Annotated in this window: 17 protein-coding genes; 11 read left to right on the top strand and 6 right to left on the bottom strand. The window is 62.0% G+C overall.

Annotated elements, in window-relative coordinates; genetic code table 11:
* Position 1 precedes the first annotated feature (1 nt).
* The 4 genes from nrfD (LPW11_RS21340) to LPW11_RS21325 all read right to left on the bottom strand — a co-directional run bounded on the left by nrfD (LPW11_RS21340) (position 2) and on the right by LPW11_RS21325 (position 4,867).
* Positions 2-1,369 carry an NrfD/PsrC family molybdoenzyme membrane anchor subunit gene (gene nrfD / locus LPW11_RS21340; RefSeq protein WP_230995883.1) on the bottom strand — a complete coding sequence of 456 codons (1,368 nt, stop codon included), beginning with the start codon at positions 1,367-1,369 and terminating at the stop codon, positions 2-4.
* Positions 1,362-2,075 carry a 4Fe-4S dicluster domain-containing protein gene (locus LPW11_RS21335; RefSeq protein WP_230995882.1) on the bottom strand — a complete coding sequence of 238 codons (714 nt, stop codon included), beginning with the start codon at positions 2,073-2,075 and terminating at the stop codon, positions 1,362-1,364. Before LPW11_RS21335 ends, nrfD (LPW11_RS21340) begins: the two co-directional genes overlap by 8 nt.
* A gap of 49 nt (positions 2,076-2,124) precedes the next feature.
* Positions 2,125-4,299, bottom strand: coding sequence for a molybdopterin-containing oxidoreductase family protein (locus LPW11_RS21330; RefSeq protein WP_230995881.1), 2,175 nt, complete (start codon positions 4,297-4,299; stop codon positions 2,125-2,127).
* Positions 4,300-4,360: 61 nt separating this feature from the next.
* Positions 4,361-4,867 carry a cytochrome c3 family protein gene (locus LPW11_RS21325; RefSeq protein WP_230995880.1) on the bottom strand — a complete coding sequence of 169 codons (507 nt, stop codon included), beginning with the start codon at positions 4,865-4,867 and terminating at the stop codon, positions 4,361-4,363.
* Between the two features lie 464 nt (positions 4,868-5,331).
* Between LPW11_RS21325 and LPW11_RS21320 the strand changes: the two genes are divergently transcribed.
* Complete coding sequence (locus LPW11_RS21320; RefSeq protein WP_230995879.1) at positions 5,332-5,880, top strand: hypothetical protein; 549 nt, start codon at positions 5,332-5,334, stop codon at positions 5,878-5,880.
* Between the two features lie 234 nt (positions 5,881-6,114).
* Here the strand turns inward: LPW11_RS21320 and LPW11_RS21315 are convergent, their stop codons facing one another.
* Together LPW11_RS21315 and LPW11_RS21310 are read right to left on the bottom strand one after the other, a co-directional pair.
* A complete protein-coding gene (locus LPW11_RS21315) occupies positions 6,115-8,082 on the bottom strand; it encodes a cache domain-containing protein (RefSeq protein WP_230995878.1) in 1,968 nt (655 codons plus the stop codon).
* 362 nt (positions 8,083-8,444) lie between these two features.
* Positions 8,445-9,797 carry a sigma-54-dependent transcriptional regulator gene (locus LPW11_RS21310; RefSeq protein ID WP_230995877.1) on the bottom strand — a complete coding sequence of 451 codons (1,353 nt, stop codon included), beginning with the start codon at positions 9,795-9,797 and terminating at the stop codon, positions 8,445-8,447.
* A gap of 266 nt (positions 9,798-10,063) precedes the next feature.
* Between LPW11_RS21310 and LPW11_RS21305 the strand changes: the two genes are divergently transcribed.
* The 10 genes from LPW11_RS21305 (at position 10,064) to LPW11_RS21260 (ending at position 19,110) form a co-directional block, all read left to right on the top strand.
* The gene (locus LPW11_RS21305) at positions 10,064-10,588 is read left to right on the top strand and encodes an NADH-quinone oxidoreductase subunit NuoE family protein (protein ID WP_230995876.1); all 525 of its coding nucleotides are present in this window, start codon (positions 10,064-10,066) and stop codon (positions 10,586-10,588) included.
* Between the two features lie 62 nt (positions 10,589-10,650).
* The gene (gene fdnG, locus LPW11_RS21300; RefSeq protein WP_230995875.1) at positions 10,651-13,677 is read left to right on the top strand and encodes a formate dehydrogenase-N subunit alpha; all 3,027 of its coding nucleotides are present in this window, start codon (positions 10,651-10,653) and stop codon (positions 13,675-13,677) included.
* The gene (locus LPW11_RS21295; RefSeq protein ID WP_230995874.1) at positions 13,674-14,528 is read left to right on the top strand and encodes a 4Fe-4S dicluster domain-containing protein; all 855 of its coding nucleotides are present in this window, start codon (positions 13,674-13,676) and stop codon (positions 14,526-14,528) included. Before fdnG ends, LPW11_RS21295 begins: the two co-directional genes overlap by 4 nt.
* Entirely contained in the window at positions 14,515-15,759 is a 1,245-nt protein-coding gene (nrfD, locus tag LPW11_RS21290; RefSeq protein ID WP_230995873.1) for an NrfD/PsrC family molybdoenzyme membrane anchor subunit, read from the top strand. The genes LPW11_RS21295 and nrfD (LPW11_RS21290) overlap by 14 nt, the downstream gene beginning before the upstream one ends.
* Positions 15,760-15,877: 118 nt before the next feature.
* Positions 15,878-16,660, top strand: a complete 783-nt coding sequence (gene fdhD / locus LPW11_RS21285; protein ID WP_230995872.1) for a formate dehydrogenase accessory sulfurtransferase FdhD — start codon at positions 15,878-15,880, stop codon at positions 16,658-16,660.
* A gap of 726 nt (positions 16,661-17,386) precedes the next feature.
* The gene (gene tatA, locus LPW11_RS21280) at positions 17,387-17,554 is read left to right on the top strand and encodes a twin-arginine translocase TatA/TatE family subunit (protein WP_230995871.1); all 168 of its coding nucleotides are present in this window, start codon (positions 17,387-17,389) and stop codon (positions 17,552-17,554) included.
* A gap of 115 nt (positions 17,555-17,669) precedes the next feature.
* Complete coding sequence (locus LPW11_RS21275; protein WP_230995870.1) at positions 17,670-17,999, top strand: YggT family protein; 330 nt, start codon at positions 17,670-17,672, stop codon at positions 17,997-17,999.
* Positions 17,996-18,445: a DivIVA domain-containing protein gene (locus tag LPW11_RS21270; RefSeq protein WP_230995869.1), complete on the top strand. Its 450-nt coding sequence runs from the start codon at positions 17,996-17,998 to the stop codon at positions 18,443-18,445. The genes LPW11_RS21275 and LPW11_RS21270 overlap by 4 nt, the downstream gene beginning before the upstream one ends.
* Positions 18,438-18,737 (top strand): DUF167 domain-containing protein, encoded by a 300-nt coding sequence (locus LPW11_RS21265; protein WP_230995868.1) that lies wholly within the window; start codon positions 18,438-18,440, stop codon positions 18,735-18,737. Before LPW11_RS21270 ends, LPW11_RS21265 begins: the two co-directional genes overlap by 8 nt.
* A 121-nt stretch (positions 18,738-18,858) precedes the next feature.
* On the top strand, positions 18,859-19,110 hold the full coding sequence (locus LPW11_RS21260) for an FmdB family zinc ribbon protein (protein ID WP_230995867.1): 252 nt from the start codon (positions 18,859-18,861) through the stop codon (positions 19,108-19,110).
* Positions 19,111-19,209 lie beyond the last annotated feature (99 nt).

Here is a 19,209-nt window from a genome sequence, read left to right as displayed (position 1 = left end):
CCTAATCATCTCCTGCAATGGCGGTTAATTTCGCACGACCGAATTTGACCTCGGCCTCGCGCGCTTCCAGTTCCCGCACGTCGGTCAGGGCCACCATCGGGAAGACCTTGGAGAAGACGGTGTACAGCAGCGCGAACCCCGCGAAGGCGGCGACGGTGATGGAGAGTTCCACCCATCCCGGAGTATAGCCGCGCCATACGTACGGCATGTTCTTGTGGGACAGGGAGGGGATGATGATGAGGTAGCGCTCGATGAACATCCCCACGTTGATGAGGAGGGTCAGTCCCAGCATGGCGGGGATGCAGCGTCGCACCGCCTTGAAGCAGAGGAGGGCGACCGGCAGGATCGAGCAGCCGATGATCATGGTGAGGAGCGGCCCGGTGTAGTGGCTGGACATGAAGCTAAAGGTCTCCCACTCGATCGGCTCGTGGGCGTACCACGTCGTCTGCACCTCCACAAAGTAGGCGTAGCTCCACAAAAGGGCGATGACGAGCTGGAGTTTCCCCATATTGTCGAAATGGAGCGGGGTGAGATACCCCTCCAGGTGAAAGACCTTGCGGATGATGATCATCAGGGTGATGACCGCGGCGACCCCGGAATGGATGGCGCCGATGACGAAGTAGGGTGGGAAGATCGTGCTGTGCCAGCCGGGGACGACGGTGACCGCGAAGTCCCAGGCGACTATGGAGTGGACGGAGACCGCGACTGGGATCACCAGCGCCGCCATGAGGGTCGAGGCCTTATGATAGATTAGCCACTCGCGGGCCGTGCCGCGCCACCCCATGGCGAGGACGGTGTACAGCGTGCGGCGCCACCCCACCGCCCGGTCGCGCGCCACGGCGAGGTCGGGGAGCATGCCGAGGTAGAGAAAGAGGGTGCTGCCTGTGATGTAGGTGGTGATGGCGGTTGCGTCCCACAGAAGAGCGGAGCGGAAATTGGGCCACAGTTCGCGCTGGTTCGGATAGGGCATGAGGTAGTAAAAGACCCAGTTGCGCCCGAGGTGGATGATGGGGAAGAGCCCGGCGACGGTGATGGTGAAGACCGTCATCGCCTCCGCAGCGCGCAGGATCGGGCGGCGCCAGTTCGCCTCGGAGAGGCGCAGGATGGAGGAGACCATGGTACCGGAGTGGGAGAGGCCGACCCAGAAGACGAAGTTGACGATGAAGATGCCCCACATGACCGGACGGCAGAGTCCCGTGCAGCTCATGTCGCTGGTCACCATGTAAAAGAAGGCGTACGCCCCCCAGGCGACTATGGCGCCGAGGATCCCCGCCAGGGCGTACCAGCGCCAGGTCGGGGTGCGGGTGGAGGAAAGCATCTCGTCGTTTAGCTGCTTTGCGCTCTTTATCGGTGCCAGTTGCTCAGACATGCTCCCGTCCTCCTCCCTTCAGGTAGACGATCGAGGGGTGGGTCCCGAGGTGCTCCAGGAGACGGAACCCGCGCGGGCTGCGGGAGAGGCGGGCGACGCGGCTCTGGGGATCGGCCATGTTGCCAAAGACGATCGCCTCGCTCGGGCAGGTCTGCGCGCAGGCGGGCTGCACCTCGCCGTCCGCTATCATGCGCCCTGCGCCCCTGGCGTCCTCCTTGGCGCGGCGGATGCGCTGGACGCAGAAGGTGCACTTCTCCATGACGCCGCGGGGACGCACGGTAACGTCGGGGCTCAGCTGGTTGTCGAGCGGCTTTGGCCAGGTGTGATCGTAGAAGTTGAAGACGCGGACCGCATAGGGGCAGTTGTTGCCGCAGTAGCGCGTCCCGACGCAGCGGTTGTACACCTGCCCGTTCAGTCCGTCCGGGTTGTGGTAGCTCGCGTACACCGGACAGACCGGCTCGCACGGCGCGTCGTGGCAGTGCTGGCAGAGGACCGGGAGGAAGCGCACCCGCACGTCCGGGTAGTCGCCGACCCAGAAGCGCTCGATGCGCAGCCAGTGCATGTTGCGCCCCTCGCTGATCTCCTTCTTTTCGCAGATCGCCACGTTGTTCTCGGCCTGGCAGGCCACGACACAGGCGCCGCAGCCGGTGCAGCGGTCCAGATCAATGATCATGCCCCACTTGTAGGGGCTGGTGAGCTTCTTCATCGGTACCTCGTGGCGGAGAGGGGGCGGGGCCATCCTCTCCGGTAGCGTTCTACACTCCTACCAGTTCGCTGCGATAGCTTCCTTGCGGGTGCCCGTGCATTACCAGGTTCCCCTCCGGTGAAATCCTCCTCACGCTCACGCGGGTCGCCTGCCATGCAGGGTGAGTCGCACCGGCCTCAGCAGCCGCCTGCAGGAGAACAAGGGGATTCACCCCCACACCCTTGGCATAGCGCCCGCCCGCGAACTGCCCCTGCCCGAGCGGGATCGCCACCAGGTCGGGACGGATGCCGGGGTAGATGATCGCCGGGAGCCGCACCGATCCCTGGGGGGAGGCTACCTCCACGAGGTCGCCGATAGCGATCCCGAGCTGAGCAGCCGTCTTCGGATTTATCTCCACCCAGCTGTCCCATACCACGGTCGTCATGGTGTCCGGGAGCTGCTGAAGCCATGGGAGGGCAGCGCCGCCGTTGGTCTTTATGGAGGGGTAGGTCTCCAGGAAAAGGGGGAACTGCTTCTGGTCCCCCACGAAGCGCGGCGGCTCCACATCGGGGGTGCCGCCACCGCCACTCCAGCGGTATTGCGCGCTTTCTCCACCCCGTTTCCCGAGCAGTACGCCCTGACGCAGGAGCTCATTCCACTGGGCGGGTGAATCAGCGGCCCCGCGCTTCTTGAGCGAGCCCTTCAGGTAATCAAGATACGTCTTCTGCTGGCCGGCTCCCGCCTGCCCATTGAGCGCTGCCGCTGTTGCGAGGAGGACGTCCCCGAACTGACGCGTGTCGTGCAGCGGCGCCACCACCGGCTGCATGAGCCCCACCACGGGCTCGCGCGTCCCGGAGACAGGCACCACGTCCCCCCAGCTCTCCAGCGTCGAGCTGTCGGGAAGGATCAGGTCCGCCGCCATGGCACTGTCGTTGAGGATGGAGGAGAAGCTCGCCACGAACGGCACCTTTGCCAGAGCCTCCTGGAAGCCGGTGGCGACCGGAATCGAATGGAAGGGGTTCCCGTGGATGAGCGCGGCCTCTATCTGCCCTGCCCGCATACGCTCCACGAGAGTGGCGAGCCCGGCATAGCCGCCGGTAGCCGAGGTTGAAGGCCCTGCCGCAGGATAGATGCCCCCCTTGCGGTTGAGGCCGCCCACAAGGACGTTCAGCAGGTGGACCGCCCTGAATGAGGCGCGCCCGTTGCTCTGGAAGGCCACCTTTTCCCCGACCATCGCCAGCGCGGGGGTGGTGGTGGCGAAGTCCTTGGCGAGCTCTACGATCGTCTGCGGCTGAATGCCGGCGAATTCCGCGACCCGGGGCACGTCGTACTTTGCCAGCCCCTTCAGCAGGGAACCGGCCTGGATCCCGTTGGCCGAGAGCGACCCCTCGTCGTGGAGCTTTTCCTGCAGGATAACCCGCGCCATGGCGAGGGCGACTGCTCCCTCGGTTCCGGGACGAGCCGGGACCCAGCGGTCGGCGGAGGCGGCGGTAAGGGAGAGCCTGCCCCCGACGTAGGCGAAATGCCCCCGCACCGTGTCACGCCCCTGGCGCATCTGCCCGAACGCGTAGCCGTAGTGGACCGGAGAGAGATGGTGCTCCAGGAAGTCGGCTCCAAAGCTCAAGACGTAGCGGGTTTCGGAGAGGTCGTAGTAGGGGAGGGCGGCAGATCCGTAGTTTTCCCGATACGCCGCTGCCAGCCACTCGGGGCTTTGCAGGTCGAAGGTCACGTGGTGCGGAGAGCCCATTCCCTTCATGAATTCGGCAGTGAGCTCGGCGAGGGAACCGTTGAAGGGAGGAGTCACGAGGGCAAGCCGGTCGCGCCCCCGCACCTGCACGCCTTTGAGTTGTGCGGTGAGGATCCGCATCGCCTCGTCCCAGGAGATCTTCGTGAAGTTCCCCGACCCTCGCGCGCCGCTGCGTTTCAGGGGGGTCACGATGCGGTCCGGGTGGTAGAGCTCCTGAACCAGCGCCTGTCCGCGTGCGCAGAGCTTGCCGCGGTTCACCGGGTGGGAAGGGTTCCCCTCGATCTTTTTTGCCCGTCCTTCAGAAACGCGCACGAGGATGCCGCACCCGGCAGCACAGGAGCGGCAGGCGCTGGCGTAGTAATTTGCACGTCCCGGAGTGATCCCTTCATCGGGAGGCACGAGGTAGGGGATCAGTTTCTCATTCCTCGACCGGCATCCCGCCAGGAGTGCAGTTGCGGCGCTCATGCCGCTCAATTTCAGGAACGCTCTTCTCTTCATTTCGGCTCCGTGTCGCTTGTCGTTGCTGCGTCTCGATCCTGTGCGTCCGCCGGGGCTGCCGCTACTTGTGGCAGGTCCAGCAATCGATACTCGCCTTGTGTTCCCGATGACAGTCGAGGCACCACCCCATCTTTAGCGCTACCGTGCGGTTGATCCGCTGCATCTCCGCCACGTTGCCATGGCAGTGAGCGCAGGGGACCGAGGCGCGGACATGCATGAAGTGCGGGAAGTAGACGTGGTCGGGGAGGACGTGCACCTTGACCCAGGGGATCGGTTCTTTTCTGTTCCAGTAGCCGATCAGCTTCTTTATCTCCGGCGATCCGGTGGCGATGTAGAGATGGCACTCGCGGCAGACGCTGACGGCGGGGACTCCGGCAAAGGCTGAGCGGGCAGCGCTGCGGTGGCAATAGAGGCAGGGGATGCCGTTGTCTCCGGCATGCTGCTTGTGGCTGAAGGCGATCGGCTGCGCGGGTGAGCGGTCTCCCGTGTCGAGCGGAAGGCTGTACAAGGCGGCGCCGGCCAAAAGAACACCCACCACAAGTGCTCCGATGAACAACCACTTTTTCATGCTGATCACCCGAGAAAAACCGGTAAAAGATGTCTGGGAGGAGGAGAGGTTTACGGATTTTATCATAGCGGGGTATGAGAGACTGTCAATGATGTGGTGATCCCGCTCCTATGTCTGGCACCATCCTGCTTTCTGTCTAGCAGGGGAAATTTTATGCCGACGCACCGTTTTTTAAATCAAGTGCTCCTACTCATAGGCCGCTTCGTCTTGAGGTTGTCAGAGGGGGCTGTAGCAGGAAATAGAGTGGACGTCACAGGAGTTGAGTATGGCTGCAGGTGAAACTTTGGAGGATACCGTGCGTCGGCTCCGTCCTTGACTTTGACCTCCCCTTGGTTACTTTTTTTGCTGGCGCATCAGAAACTCCAAAGGAGGAAGCCGGCATGTGGAGAGCTCTTTTTAGGACAACCTTGCTGATCGCGGTCGCCTTGATTCTTACTGCTGCACCTTCGATTGCAGCAGAGCAAGTGAAGCTGACTCAGAAATCGGTGGAGTTGAAAGAGACGTTACGGGATCTGTGGCTCGATCATGTCTTTTGGGAGAGAAATGCCGCCTTCGGGGTGAGTCTGGGGGAGGGGGCGGCTGTCGATGTCGCCGACGAGAAGGTCGTGATGAATGCGAAAGCGATCGCCGACTCGCTGAGGCCGTACTATGGAAACAATGTGGCCGACCAGATGTTCAGCCTTCTCGCCACTCACTACACGGCAGTGAAGGATTATCTCATGTCCACCCACACCAACAGCAAGTCGGGGCAGGACGCCGCGAAGGCTCGTCTGATGCAGAATGCGGGAGAAATTTCGACCTTCATGGCGCAGAAGAACCCGTACTGGGTGAAAGAGACGCTGCTGCCACTTTTCACCGCACACGCCAGTCATCACATGGTGCAGATCGAGAATTTTCACGTGAGGAATTATGGCGCCGAGGCGAGGGTCTACGTGGAGATGAAGAGGCACGTGTACATGATCGCCGACGCCATGGCGGCAGGGATCGCGAAGCAGTTTCCGAAGAAGTTTTGATGGGACCTCGGGAATGGTATGTGTATGTAGGCCGGGATAAGCCGCAGGCGTTCCCGGCATTTTCATGCGCTGGCGGTGCTGGTAAATTGTGCCCTTCGGGTACGACAGGGACCTGACACTGGAGCGCAGGTATCTTGCTTGCGATGGCGGCGGAGCCGCCACAGATTACGCGGCTGGCGCCGCGGCACAGGCTGGGAAGCCTATGCTCCAGCGCCGGTGCCACCGTTTCGCGTTTCAAACCGGCAGCAGCACCTTGAAGGTTGCTCCTTCCCCCGGCGCGCTGCGCACGTCGATCTGCCCGCCGTGCTCCTTCACGATCCCATACGAAACCGAGAGGCCAAGTCCCGTCCCGGTCGACTTGGTGGTGAAGAAGGGGTTGAAAAGCTGTGAGGCGTGCTGGTGCGGAATCCCCATCCCGCTGTCTGAAACCTGCACGCAGTAGATTCCCGCCTCGTCGTACAACATCGTCCCTATCGTCAGCAATCCTCCGTCCGGCATCGCCTGCACCGCGTTCAGTATCAGATTGGTGAACACCTGGCGCAGCTGGCCGCTATCCCCCTGCACCTCCCTGAGGTCCTCCGCATACCGCTCCTGCACCGTTATCCCGTCCAGTGGGACCTGATACGAGACGTGCTCCACGATCTCACGCAGCAGCGCATTGACCGAAAATGTCTCCATCCGCTTCGGCTGCCTCCGCGCGAAGGTGAGGAGGCTCGCTACAATCCGCTCCACCCTTTTCACCTGCTGGAAAATGGTCTCTACTTCCTCGCGATTGGGATCGCTCTCCGGCAGGGCAATCTGCAACAGCTCCGTGTTGCCGCGGATGATGGCGAGGGGATTGTTGATCTCGTGCCCGACCCCTGCGGCAAGCTCGCCGATCGCCGCCAGTTTCTCCGATCGTATCAGCTCCTCCCGCGCCTTCGCCAGGAGCCGGCTCTTCTCTTCAACCTCGGCGGTCCGCTCGGTAACCTTCTGCTCGAGGGTGCTGTTGAGCTCCTGGATCCGGTCCTCCCGCTCGGCGAGTGCGCTGCTCATCTCGTTGAACATCTGGGCCAATTCGCCGATCTCGTCTCTCGTGTCGACGGTGCTTTTGACGCCCCTTTCTCCCGCCGCCAGGCGTCGCGCCACCGACTCCAGTTCCTTTATCGGTTGTGCCAGCCGCTTACCCTGGTACCCCGAGATCGCTATGCCGATCAGGGCGCTCAGCAGGAGAACGCCGGTCAGCAGGAGCGACATCTGCTTTTTCAGCGCGGTGTACGGCGCCTCCTGCATCCCCACATAGAGCGAGCCGATGGCAGTCCCGTCGGGCGAGAAGATGGGCTCATAGGCGCTGAAGCACCAGTCCTTCACCACGAAGGCCCTCCCCACCCACTTCTGCCCTTTCACTATGACGCGGTCGTAGACCTCTCCGGAAAGGGAGGTGCCGATCGCCCTTGAGCCGTTACCGGTCCTCACATTGGTGGCGATCCGCAAATCCCACAGGAACATGGTGGCGCTCCCGCGGTCCTCTCCGCCATCGAAGACGATCCCCTTGATGGCGTCGACGAGGGTATTGTTGTTGTTCAGCAGCACCGCGCCGTAGAGGGAACCGAGGATCTTGCCACTCTCGTTTCGTACCGGTGCCGCGACCATGAGGAGCATTCCCCTCCGTTCCACCGACATCCGCCGCGGATGCGCACGCGGGGTCGCTACCACCGGGATCACCGCCTGCCGCGTCAGCGCCTCCCCCTCGGCCACCAGTTCGTCCTCCGAAAAGATGACGGTGCCGCTCGTGACATTGCCGCGCAGTGCCTGCGCCACGAGGGTGTTCCCTTTGCGGGAGTCACCCCGGCAGGCGGGGTTATTGGCGCGATATACCACCTTTCCCCGCGTGTCCACCGCCACGAGGATGTCCAGCTTCTCGCTCTCGCGCAAAGGGGAGAGGATGGTGCCGAGTCCTGCGATGTCGTCGGTGGCGATGGCGTCGGCTGTACGGGGCAGGCTGGCGGAAAGCCTCACCACCGAGGCGATGCGGGATAGCTCGTGCTGGTAGGCTTCGTGGGCGGTGTTGAGGTCGTGCCGGACCTTCTCCTGCGCCTGGACGGAGATCTTCTCGTGCAGGATGAAGACCCCCGCCATCCAGCAGATGATTATGGCGACCGATAGCGGAATAAGGGTGGCTATGGTGAGCTTCAGCTTTATGGGGAAACGCATGCGTGACATGGGTGCTCACTCGTGTAATGGGGGGGGACATCGTAGGCCGGAATAAGCGGTAGCGTTTCCGGCATCCGCTGGCGCGAGGCTGCCTCTGTGGTGGACTCACTCGTGTAAGGGGTGATATCGTAGGCCGGAATAAGCGGTAGCGTTTCCGGCATCCGCTGGCGCGAGGCTGCCTCTGTGGTGGACCGCCGGGAACGCCTGACGGCTTATCCGGGCCTACCCGAAGCGGGCCGGGCTGAATGTAGGCCGGAATAAGCGGTAGCGTTTCCGGCATTGCTGGCGCGAGGCTGCCTCTGTGGTGGACCGCCGGGAACGCCTGACGGCTTATCCCGGCCTACATTGCATCCATTGCAAGCCGGGACTGGCTACTGCACTTCGATGGCGTACTCGTGGATCTTTCTGTCCAGAGTCTTTCTGGAGATGCCGAGGATCTCGGCGCTCCGGCTCTTGTGGAAGCCGGTCTTTTGCAGGGTCCGCTCGATGTGCTCCTTCTCCACGCTGTCGAGCGAGACGAGATCCGGCTCCTGGGGCGCCTGGTTCTTGCTCCATAACGGGAGAAGCTCCGGTGTGATCATGCGACCCCTCGCGAGTATGACGGCGCGTTCCACCACGTTTTCCAGCTCCCGGATGTTTCCGGGCCAGCCGTACCCGGAGAGGAGCTTCAGCGCTTCCGGGGTGACGCCGTCCATCTCCTTGTTCATGCGCCGCGCATACTTCTTTATGAAATGCGCTACCAGCGGCTCGATGTCCTCCTTGCGCTCCCTCAACGGGGGGAGGGGGATGTTGATCACGTTCAGCCGGTAGAAGAGGTCCTCGCGGAAGGTGCCGCGATCGACCTCCTGCTCCAGGTCCTTGTTTGTTGCGGCCACAAGTCGCACGTCGACGCTCTTTGCGCGGGTCGCCCCCACCGGGAGGAACTCGCGCTGCTGGATCACCCGAAGGATCTTCGCCTGCGTTGTGAGGCTCATGTCGCCGATCTCGTCCAGAAAGAGCGTCCCGCCGTCGACTTCCTCGAGAATCCCCTTCTGATTTGTGACCGCCCCGCTGAAGGCGCCGCGCAGGTGGCCGAAAAGCTGGCTCTCTAAAAGGGTGTCGGAGAGTGCGGCGCAGTTCACCGAGACGAAGCGGCGTCTCTTGCGGCTGCTGTTGTAGTGCACCGCTCCCGCGATCAATTCTTTCCCCGTCCCAGATTCGCCGAGCACGAGGATGTTCGCCTCGCTCGCCGCGACCTGCAGGGTGAGCTCGTAGATCTCGCGGAAGGTGTCGCTTTTGAAGACGATGGCGTCCTGCATGACGGGGCGCCCGATCTGGTTTTTGAGTGAGCGGTTCTCCCGGAGCAGGCTCTCGCGCTCGAGAGCGTTTTTCAGGACGCTCAGGATCCTCTCCTTCGGGAAGGGCTTGGTGACGTAATCGTAGGCGCCGATTTTGATGGCGTCGACCGCCTGGTCTATCGAGCCGAATGCGGTCATGATGATTACCGGCAGCGCGCTTCGTATCTTTTTGACCTTCAGCACCACGTCGCGGCCGTCCATGTCGGGCATGCGCATGTCCTGCAGGAGCAGGTCGGGATCCTCCGTCTCCCTGTTCCGCACCCTCTCCAGGAGCTCGGTCCCGCTCCTGAAGGTTTCCACCACGTAACCCTCCGACTCCAGAAGTTTCTTCAGGTATTTGAGGATCCCTTCCTCGTCATCGCATATCAGAATACGTTCCCGCGCCATGGCCTGCCTCCGTCGTCCCAAAATTGCGTCAAAAGGATACACAATGGGACAAAACGACGCAAGTGAATACTGTATACATTGAGCGGCAGAAAATACGCCCATGCAAAAAAATGCAGTCGGACCGGCGGCTTACGCCTGAGACGTTTTTTCAAAAAGACGTATACAAAATGGCGCGCCGCTTGCTTTGTATACAGTATCCACTCATCCGGTTGCCTCGCGGCAGCGGGGGGGGGCCAATTGAAATGTCATGTAGGAGGAGATCACAAATGCAAAGCTGCCACTGCTCGGAAAGTGCGCCCCTTTCGCCGCGGATTCATCTGCCGGAAGCGGAGACGCGCGAACTCGAGCGATTCATAGCGAACCTGCCCGCCAAGGACGGTCATCTGGTGACCGCCCTGCACAAGGCGCAAAGCCTCTACGGGTACCTGCCGGTAGAGGCCCAAAAGACGGTCGCCCGCCTCATGGGAACCTCCCTCAGCCAGGTCTACGGCGTTGTCAGTTTCTATTCCTACTTCTCGATGTTGCCGAAGGGGAGGTACCCCATCTCGATCTGCAAGGGAACCGCCTGCTTCGTGCAGGGCGCGGAGAAGGTGATCGACAGCTTCAAGGCAGAGCTCGGTGTCGAAATCGGCGAGGTCACAGCCGACGGCAGGTTCTCCATCGACGTCCTGCGCTGCGTGGGCGCCTGCGCTCTCGCGCCGGTCCTCACGGTGGGGGAGAAGACCTACACCGCGGTGACCGCCGACCAGGTGAAGGAGATCCTGGCGCACTTCGACGCAGAGCAGGAATAGGGCATCAACATTCACCGATAACTCGGGACGCAACGCCCGAATTTGCCAAGGAGGTATCAGACATGGCTGTTTCAAGAAGACGATTCCTGCAAGGGGGGCTCGCTGCGGCGGGACTTGCCGTCACCGGCAAGACTGCCCAGGCGGGGACTGATTCCCCGCAACTGCGCACCAAGGGGTTGAAGACGACCACCACGATCTGCCCGTTCTGCGCGGTAGGGTGTGGACTCGTGGTGCACACCAAGGGGGGGAAGGTCGTAAACATCGAAGGCGACACAGCCCATCCGATCAACAGGGGCGCACTCTGCTCGAAGGGGAGCTCCCTTTTCCAGGTTGCCAACAACGAGCGGCGCCTGAAAAAGGTCCTGTACCGGGCTCCCGGCAGCGACCACTTCGAGGAACGCTCCTGGGAGTGGGCGATCGACACCATCGCCAAGCGCATGAAAGAGACGCGCGACAGGACCTTCAAGGCCCGCGAGATCAACAAGAAGGACTCGAAGGAGTACCTGGTAAACCGCACCGACGGGATGGCCTTTCTCGGCGGCGCCGGGCTCGACAACGAGGAATGTTACCTCTGGTCGAAGCTGGCGCGTTCCATGGGGGTGGGATACCTCGAACATCAGGCCCGAATATGACACTCCGCTACAGTCGCCGGTCTGGCGGCTTCGTTCGGCCGTGGTGCCATGACAAACCACTGGATTGACCTGAAAAACAGCGACTGCATCCTCGCTATCGGATGCAACCCTGCAGAAAACCACCCCATCTCCTTCAAGTGGATCGAGGAGGCGATGGACCGCGGCGGGAAGCTCATCGCGGTCGATCCGCGCTTTACCCGGACTGCCTCAAAAGCGGACCACTACGCACAGATCCGCCCCGGCACCGACATCGCCTTCCTCGGCGGGCTGATCAACTACGCGCTCACGCACAACATGATCCACGAGGAGTACGTGCGCGAGTACACAAACGCCACCTTCATCGTCAACGAGCAGTACGGCTTCGAGGACGGGCTCTTCGCGGCGTTCGATCCGAAGGAACAGACGTACGACCTGAAGGCGCTCGCCTACGAGCTCGACGCCGCCGGGAACCCGAAGCGCGACCTGACCATGAAAGACCCGCGCTCCGTCTACCAGCTCATGAAGACGCACTTCTCCCGCTACGACGTGGACACCGTCTGCTCCGTCACCGGCACCGACCGCAACGACTACGTTGCCGTCGCCAAGGCCTTCTGCGGCACCGGGCGCTCCGACCGGGCAGGCACCGTCCTCTACGCCATGGGGATCACCCAGTCGACCCACGGCACCCAGAACGTACGCGCCGTCGCTCTCCTGCAGCTCCTTTTGGGGAACATCGGGGTGGCCGGGGGCGGCGTGAACGCGCTGCGCGGCGAGAGCAACGTCCAGGGTTCCACCGACTACGGTCTCCTCTTCCACATCCTCCCGGGGTATCTGAAGTCCCCGGAGATCGACAACGTCGACCTGAAAGGGTACCTGGAGAAGTGGACCCCGAAGACAAAGGACAAAAAGAGCGCCAACTGGTGGGGTAACACCCCGAAGTACACGGTAAGCCTCCTGAAGGCATGGTACGGCGAGAACGCCACCGCCGAGAACGGTTTCTGCTACGACTACCTCCCGAAGAGAAGCGGCAACTACTCCTTTGTGAAGGTCATGGACCGGATGGCGAAAGGGGAGCTGGAAGGGCTCGTCTGTATGGGGCAGAATCCCGCCGTCGGTGCTCCCGACAGTCTCAAGGTGCGCGAGGGGCTTGGGAAACTGAAGTGGCTCGTCACCGCCGACCTCTGGGAGACGGAGACCTCCGTCTTCTGGAAGCGCCCCGGGGTGAACCCGAAGGAGATAAAGACCGAAGTCTTCATGCTCCCGGCAGCTTCCTCCATCGAGAAGGAAGGATCGATCTCCAACTCCGGGCGCTGGGCGCAGTGGCGCTACCAGGCCGTGGAGCCGGTAGGGGAGGCCAAAAGCGACCTGTGGATCATGCACCGCCTCGCGCTGAAGCTGAAGGAAGAGTACGCCAAGGGGGGCACCTTTCCCGAGCCGATCACCAAGCTCTCCTGGAACTACGGCACCGGCCATGAGCCCGATGTGCACCTGGTGGCGCAGGAGATAAACGGCCGCTTCACCCGCGACATGACCATCGTGGACAAGGACAAGACCCTCGAGTTCAAGGCGGGGGACCAGGTCCCGATGTTCAAGTACCTCCAGGAGGACGGCTCCACCACCTCCGGGTGCTGGATCTACTGCGGCTCCTACACAAAAGAGGGCAACCAGATGGCGCGCCGCGACGGGAGCGATCCCACGGGCCTCGGCCTTTTCCCGAAGTGGTCCTGGTGCTGGCCGGTAAACCGCCGCATCCTGTATAACCGCGGTTCGGTCAACCCCGACGGCGTCCCCTTCAATGCCGGGCGCGCGGTCATCGCCTGGGACGGGGTGGAGAAGAAGTGGAAGGGTGATGTGCCGGACGGTCCGTGGCCGCCGATGAGCGACGACAAGGAAGGGAAGTACCCCTTCATCATGGTGCCGGAGGGTCACGCGCGCCTCTACGCCCTCGACCTGAAGGACGGGCCGTTCCCGGAGCACTACGAGCCGGTGGAGAGCCCGACGCACAACCTCCTTTCCAAGGTGCAGTCAAACCCGGTGGTTAAGGTCCCGCCGCAGATGAAGCGTGATGCGGCGGCCTTCCCCTACGTCGGAACAACCTACCGCATGTCGGAGCACTGGCAGGCGGGCGCCATGACGCGTAACCTCCCCTGGCTGGTGGAACTGGTTCCCGACATGTTCGTGGAGATCAGTGAGTCCCTCGCCGCGAAGAAAGGGATCAAGAACGGCGAAAAGGTGCGGGTCCAGACGGAGCGCGGCTCCATAGAGGCGATTGCTCTGGTGACCTCTCGGCTCAAACCGCTGAAGGTGGCGGGGAAACTGGTGGAGCAGGTCGGTCTCCCCTGGCACTTCGGCTATGCCGGGCTTGCCAAAGGGGATAGCGGAAACGTCCTTACCCCCTCCGTGGGGTGCGCCAACACCAGCATTCCGGAATTTAAGGCGTTTCTCTGCAACATAGAGAAAGGGGGTAAACGCGCATGAGCAACGGGACCGAAGATTTTTCCAAAAACAAGGCATTTCTGATCGATACCACGAAGTGCACCGGCTGCCGCGGCTGCCAGGTCGCCTGCAAGCAGTGGAACCAGCTCCCCGGGGAGAAGACGACCTTCTTCACCGGGGACGCCTACCAGAACCCGCCGGCGATGTCGGAGCACACCTTCACCCGGATCCGCTTCCGCGACTACACCGCCAAGGGTGAGCAGCGCTTTGCCTTCTTCAAGGAGATGTGCATGCACTGCAACGAGCCGGCCTGCGCCTCGGTATGTCCCGTCGGGGCCTTCCAGAAGTCGAAGGAAGGGCCGGTGGTGTACAACGCCGAGCGCTGCATCGGCTGCCGCTTCTGCATGGTCGCCTGCCCCTTCGGCGTCCCGAAGTACCAGTGGAGCAAGGGGCTGCCGCTGGTGCGCAAATGCACCGGCTGCTACTCCCGCATAAAGGAGGGGATGAAACCGGCCTGCGCCACCGCCTGCCCCTCCGCCATAAGCTACGGCCCGCGGGACGAGATGATAAAGGAGGCGCAAAAGCGCGTGGCGTCGCGCCCCGAGCGCTACCTGTCGAAGATCTACGGCGCGCAGGAAGCGGGGGGCACGAGCGTCCTCTATCTCAGCGGCTATCCCTTCGACGAACTCGGCTTCAAGAAGGTCACCGACCGGCCGCTGCCGTCCTACACCTGGGCGTCGCTGCGGCTGGTGCCGGGGATCTTCCTCACCGTCGGGGGCTCGCTCTCGCTTCTCTCCTGGTTCACCCAGAGAAAGGAGCGCGTAAAGAACGAGGAGTTGCAGGAAAAGACCGGCGGGAAGCCGGAGAAAGGGGGGGATGATGACCGCGGCTAAAGCGATAGTCACCGAAGTGAAGGCGTATCACAGTTTCGTGAAGGTACTGATGGGGCTCGTAGCACTCGGCGTACTCGCCGCCATGGCGCGCTTCGCCTTCGGCCTCGGCGCCACCACGAACCTGAACGACACTTTCCCGTGGGGGCTCTGGATCTGTTTCGACGTCGTCACCGCCGTTCCGTTGGCGGCGGGCGCCTTCACCCTGGGAGCGATAGTGCATTGCTTCCACATCAAGAAGCTGGAGCCGCTGGTGCGCCCGGCCATCGTCACCGGATTTCTCGGGTATTCGCTGGTGAGCGTCGGGCTCTTCCTCGACCTCGGGCAGCCGCAGCGCGCCTGGCACCCGCTGGTGTACTGGAACCCGCACTCCCCGATGTTCGAGGTGTCGATGTGCATCATGGCGTACACCACGGTCCTCTTCCTGGAGTTTTTGAACCCGGTGTGCGAGAAGTTCGGCTACCACGTGCCGCTGCGCCTCCTGCGCACCCTGGAGGTGCCGCTGGTCGTTGCCGCCGCGGCGATCTCCACCCTGCACCAGTCGTCGCTGGGGACCTTCTTTCTCATCGCGGTAGGAAAGCTGCACCCGCTCTGGTACAACCCGCTCCTGCCGCTTCTTTTCTACCTCTCGGCGATCTGCGCGGGGATTTCCATCGTCATCATCGAGGCGACCATGAGCCACAGGTACATGGGTCAGCACGACGCCTCCGAGCTCCTGGCGATCCTCGCCCGCATCCTCCCCTGGGTGCTGGGGACGTACTTCGCGCTCAGGCTGTACACCATGTTCTTCCTTTCGCAGGGGAACCTCTTCGACAGGCCCGGGCTGCTGGTCTCGTGCTTCGTGGAAATCGCCATAGGGTCCGCACTCCCCCTTTATCTGCTCCTGCAGCGCAAGGTGGCCACCAACAGCAGTCTGAGGCTTGCCGCGGCTTTCCTGGTGATCGCGGGGCTCATCATGAATCGCTTCAACGTGTCTCTCGTCGGGATGATGGAGAAGGGATCGTTCTACTTCCCCTCCATCATCGAGTGCACCGTGAGCGCAGGGATCGTGGCCGCGCATCTCCTCCTCTTTGTCCTCATCGCGAAGTACTTCCCGATCTTCGAGCACCATCCGGAGACGGTGGACTACTCTCTGCCGGACCGCTTCAGGAAGATCGAGAAGGGGCACGGTGCCAGCGACCTGAAGGGGAAGGGGGTCCCCGCCGCAGCAGCCCTGCGGGAGGCGGCCGAGTAACCCGTATTATAATTTCCCCCTCCGCGTGCGGAGGGGGAGCAGTAGCATTGTAGGCCGGGATAAGCCGTCAGGCGTTCCCGGCAGGTCGGACGGGGTCTCAAAGACAGGAGTGCGTGACATGGCCAACGATATCTACACTTTCAGCAAAGGCGTCCTCACCCGCGAGGAAGCCGACGTGGTGGCTGAGTATCCTTTGAACCTGCATGTCAACGGCAGGGAAATCGCCACCTTGATCGCATCTCCGCACGACCTGCGCTTCCTCGTTGCCGGTTTTTTGAGGATGCAGGGGTTCGTGCAGTCGGTGGATGATTTCCAGGCCCTTTCCATCTGCAGCGATTTTGGCGCGGCGAGCGTGACGATCAAGGGGGAGCTCCCTGAGCGCCTGAAACCGGTACTGACCTCCGGGTGCGGCACCGGGATCACCTTCAACATGCCGAAGGCTCCCCCCCGGCTGGTGGGAAGGGGGAGTTACACCCCCGAGTCGATCTTCTCCCTCATGGAGGAAATGGCGAAACGGTCGCTGCAGTACCGCAGCCACGGCGGCATGCACTCCGCTGCGGTGGCGAAAGGATCCCTCCTTCTGCATGCAGAGGATATCGGACGGCACAACACCATCGACCGCCTGGCGGGGGAGGCGCTTCTAAAGGGGATCAACCTTTCCGGAGCGATGCTCGCGACCTCCGGGCGCGTCTCCACCGAGCTCATCGCGAAGGCCTCGCTCCTGGGAATCGAGCTCGTGGCATCGCGGACCTCCCCGACCGACATGGCGCTGAAGATGGCCAGGGAAGCGGGGATCACCCTGGTGGGGTACGTGCGGGGGGGGCGGTTCAATGTCTACGCCCATCCGCAGCGGATCAGCGCACCGACCGTCAGTGTCACAACTGCCGAAGTCGCGGCGTAGAAAAAGGATCGGGAAGAGCTGGACGAATCGCTTGGAGCGAAGGTTCCGTTCCGTCGAAGGAGTAGGCGAGCCCTTACGTTCCCCCCTTTGCAAAGGTCCATCGGGGAATTCCGGGGGAGCTGGGTACTTTGCCACGAAGCAGTGCAGAAGGCCTAACGTTCCCCCCTTTGCGAAGGGGGGGCAGGGGGGATTTGATCTTCAACTCTCCTCCAGAACCGCAGCCGCTTAACAGTACATCTCGGTCGTCGAACCGCGGTGCTGCGGCAGTCTGAAGATCAACGACATGGGCCCTACCAGCAAACTGGATTCAAAGAAATTGTCTGAGACCAAAGCAGTTGCGCACTTTGCAGGACGGTCGTGGCCAAGTCAAATCCCCCCTGTCCCCCCTTCGCAAAGGGGGGGACGCGAGGTCCCATGCGGCGCTTCGTTGAGACTACGGCTTCCCCGGAATTCCTGCGGCGCGACGCGAGGTCTCGTGCAATGCGCCGTGGGGAAGACTCCGCGTCCCGAAACACCCTAGGCTTGATCCCGAACCCCGCTCCGCCCCTCCCTTCGAAGTGACGGGGGCGCCGGCTTCCATGATGCCGTGATATGAAATGACGCCGTTCCCGCCAATCGATGTGACGGCAACTCCTTCCTTTGAAGGGAGGGGCGGGGCGGGGATCGGGGCCCGGGTCAGCAAGAGATAACCAAAACTTCTGTAAATGGAGAAAAAGGAGGCAGTACATGTTCGGTTTAGGGATGCCAGAGATAATGGTGATACTGGTGATCGCACTCGTTGTCGTGGGGCCGGGGAAGCTCCCCCAGCTCGGGCAGGCGCTCGGCAGCGGTATCAGGAATTTCAAGAAGGCGAGCTCCGGTGAAGACGCGCTCCCCATAGAAGAAAAGAGATAGACCCCCACCGGTCGATCCCCCTTCAGCCATACAGTCGCGCTCGCGTGCTTATATTGACAACGACTACGCTTTTCTGTATAGCTTGCAGGCAGCCACTTTGGTTGAAGGGGGAACGATGATTCTTTTTGGCAATATTCTTCTGGCCCTGGCAAAGATTGTTGAGATAGCCAGCGGTCTCCTCACCCTCTACAAGTACATCCTTCTGGCTCGAGTCATTATTTCCTGGGTCAATGCAGACCCGTACAATCCCATCGTCAACTTCATCTACAGAGCGACGGAGCCGGTCCTTTACAGGGTGCGCCGCTACATGCCCTCGACAGGGATGGTCGATCTCTCTCCCATTGTCGTTTTCCTGCTTATCTATGTGGTTCAGATCATCTTGTTCGATACGGCCTACGCCTATCTCATGATGTACAGCGCGCAGCTTAAGGGTCAGGGTCTATGAAAATCACTCCGATGGATATCCAGCAGCAGCAGTTCAAGGGGAAGATGATCGGCGGCCTCGACCCGGAGGATGTGGACGCCTTCCTGCAGACCGTGGCGGAGGAGATGGAGGAGCTGCTGCGCGAGAACAACGAGCTGAAGGAGAAACTCGCGAGGAGCGCGACGCAGATCACGGAGATGGAGTCGCGCGAGAGCCAGCTCAGGGAGACGATGCTGGCGGCGCACCGCATCACCGAGGAGATGAAGGCGAACGCCCAGAAGGAAGCGCAGCTCCTGATCTCCGAGGCGGAGCTCAAGGGAGAGCGGATCGTCGCCGACGCGGAGCATACCCTCGCCACTCTCCGGAACCAGATCCAGGAGCTCAAGAGGGAAAGGTCGCAGTTCGAGGGGAGCTTCAAGGCGCTTCTGGACAACTACTACAAGCTCCTCGCACTCGACAATGAGTGACCGGCTGCAGCTCACCCGGACAGAGGACGGGGTCTTTTTCCCCGTGCATGTGCAGCCGCGCGCCTCGCGCGCCGAGATCTGCGGCGTGAAGGAGGGTGAGCTGAGGCTTCGGCTCACCTCCCCCCCCGTCGAGGATGCGGCGAACAAGCAGTGCGTGGAGCTGATAGCAAAGGCGCTCGGGGTGGCGAAGTCGCGCGTCAGCATCCGCTCCGGCGCGAAGTCGCGGCACAAGGTCGTGGAGGTCGAAGGGGTAGGGGAGGAGGAGATCCTGTTCCTGGCGCCAGCGAGCTGACGGATCTGCGGCGTGCGGATTTCTCTCCGGCGCTCGCGAAAGGTCCGGGTTTACACCTTGACAACCTGAGGGGGTAATACTTATATTGACCTCGACAAGACTTAACAGGAGGTAGTGTATTATGCCGCTCTACGAATATCAGTGCACAAGCTGCGACAACGTCTTCGAGGTACGCCAGAAATTTTCCGATGCGCCGGCGACCGAGTGCCCCGCCTGCGGCGGCGAAGTGCGCAAAATGATCTCCCAGTCCGGGTTCTCCCTCAAGGGACAGGGCTGGTACGGGGACGGGTACAGCTCCGCAAACAGCAAGCCCGCCACTCCGAAGCCCTGCTCTTCGGGGGGAAGTTGCTCAGGTTGCCCTTCCGCTTCCTAAAAAATTCCAGACCCCCGGAAACGGGGGTTTTTTTTACGCCCCACTGCAAAGTCCCTTCGCGGTAACCTTTTTCACCAGTCAAAAAATTGAAATTACTCT

The organism is Geomonas sp. RF6, from assembly GCF_021044625.1.
Taxonomy (GTDB): domain Bacteria; phylum Desulfobacterota; class Desulfuromonadia; order Geobacterales; family Geobacteraceae; genus RF6.
Note: the sequence above shows the minus strand (reverse complement) of the source record. Positions and strands in the feature narration are given on the sequence as shown.

What these genes read in the sequence shown, in the direction of transcription:
- LPW11_RS21335 (WP_230995882.1), bottom strand. Translation starts at nt 2,075, where the DNA reads ATGAAGAAGCTCACCAGCCCCTACAAGTGGGGCATGATCATTGATCTG.
- fdhD (WP_230995872.1), top strand. Translation starts at nt 15,878, where the DNA reads ATGGCCAACGATATCTACACTTTCAGCAAAGGCGTCCTCACCCGCGAG.
- LPW11_RS21265 (WP_230995868.1), top strand. Translation starts at nt 18,438, where the DNA reads ATGAGTGACCGGCTGCAGCTCACCCGGACAGAGGACGGGGTCTTTTTC.
- tatA (WP_230995871.1), top strand. Translation starts at nt 17,387, where the DNA reads ATGTTCGGTTTAGGGATGCCAGAGATAATGGTGATACTGGTGATCGCA.
- LPW11_RS21260 (WP_230995867.1), top strand. Translation starts at nt 18,859, where the DNA reads ATGCCGCTCTACGAATATCAGTGCACAAGCTGCGACAACGTCTTCGAG.
- nrfD (WP_230995883.1), bottom strand. Translation starts at nt 1,369, where the DNA reads ATGTCTGAGCAACTGGCACCGATAAAGAGCGCAAAGCAGCTAAACGAC.
- LPW11_RS21275 (WP_230995870.1), top strand. Translation starts at nt 17,670, where the DNA reads ATGATTCTTTTTGGCAATATTCTTCTGGCCCTGGCAAAGATTGTTGAG.
- LPW11_RS21295 (WP_230995874.1), top strand. Translation starts at nt 13,674, where the DNA reads ATGAGCAACGGGACCGAAGATTTTTCCAAAAACAAGGCATTTCTGATC.
- LPW11_RS21310 (WP_230995877.1), bottom strand. Translation starts at nt 9,797, where the DNA reads ATGGCGCGGGAACGTATTCTGATATGCGATGACGAGGAAGGGATCCTC.
- nrfD (WP_230995873.1), top strand. Translation starts at nt 14,515, where the DNA reads ATGACCGCGGCTAAAGCGATAGTCACCGAAGTGAAGGCGTATCACAGT.
- LPW11_RS21315 (WP_230995878.1), bottom strand. Translation starts at nt 8,082, where the DNA reads ATGTCACGCATGCGTTTCCCCATAAAGCTGAAGCTCACCATAGCCACC.
- LPW11_RS21325 (WP_230995880.1), bottom strand. Translation starts at nt 4,867, where the DNA reads ATGAAAAAGTGGTTGTTCATCGGAGCACTTGTGGTGGGTGTTCTTTTG.
- LPW11_RS21305 (WP_230995876.1), top strand. Translation starts at nt 10,064, where the DNA reads ATGCAAAGCTGCCACTGCTCGGAAAGTGCGCCCCTTTCGCCGCGGATT.
- LPW11_RS21330 (WP_230995881.1), bottom strand. Translation starts at nt 4,299, where the DNA reads ATGAAGAGAAGAGCGTTCCTGAAATTGAGCGGCATGAGCGCCGCAACT.
- LPW11_RS21270 (WP_230995869.1), top strand. Translation starts at nt 17,996, where the DNA reads ATGAAAATCACTCCGATGGATATCCAGCAGCAGCAGTTCAAGGGGAAG.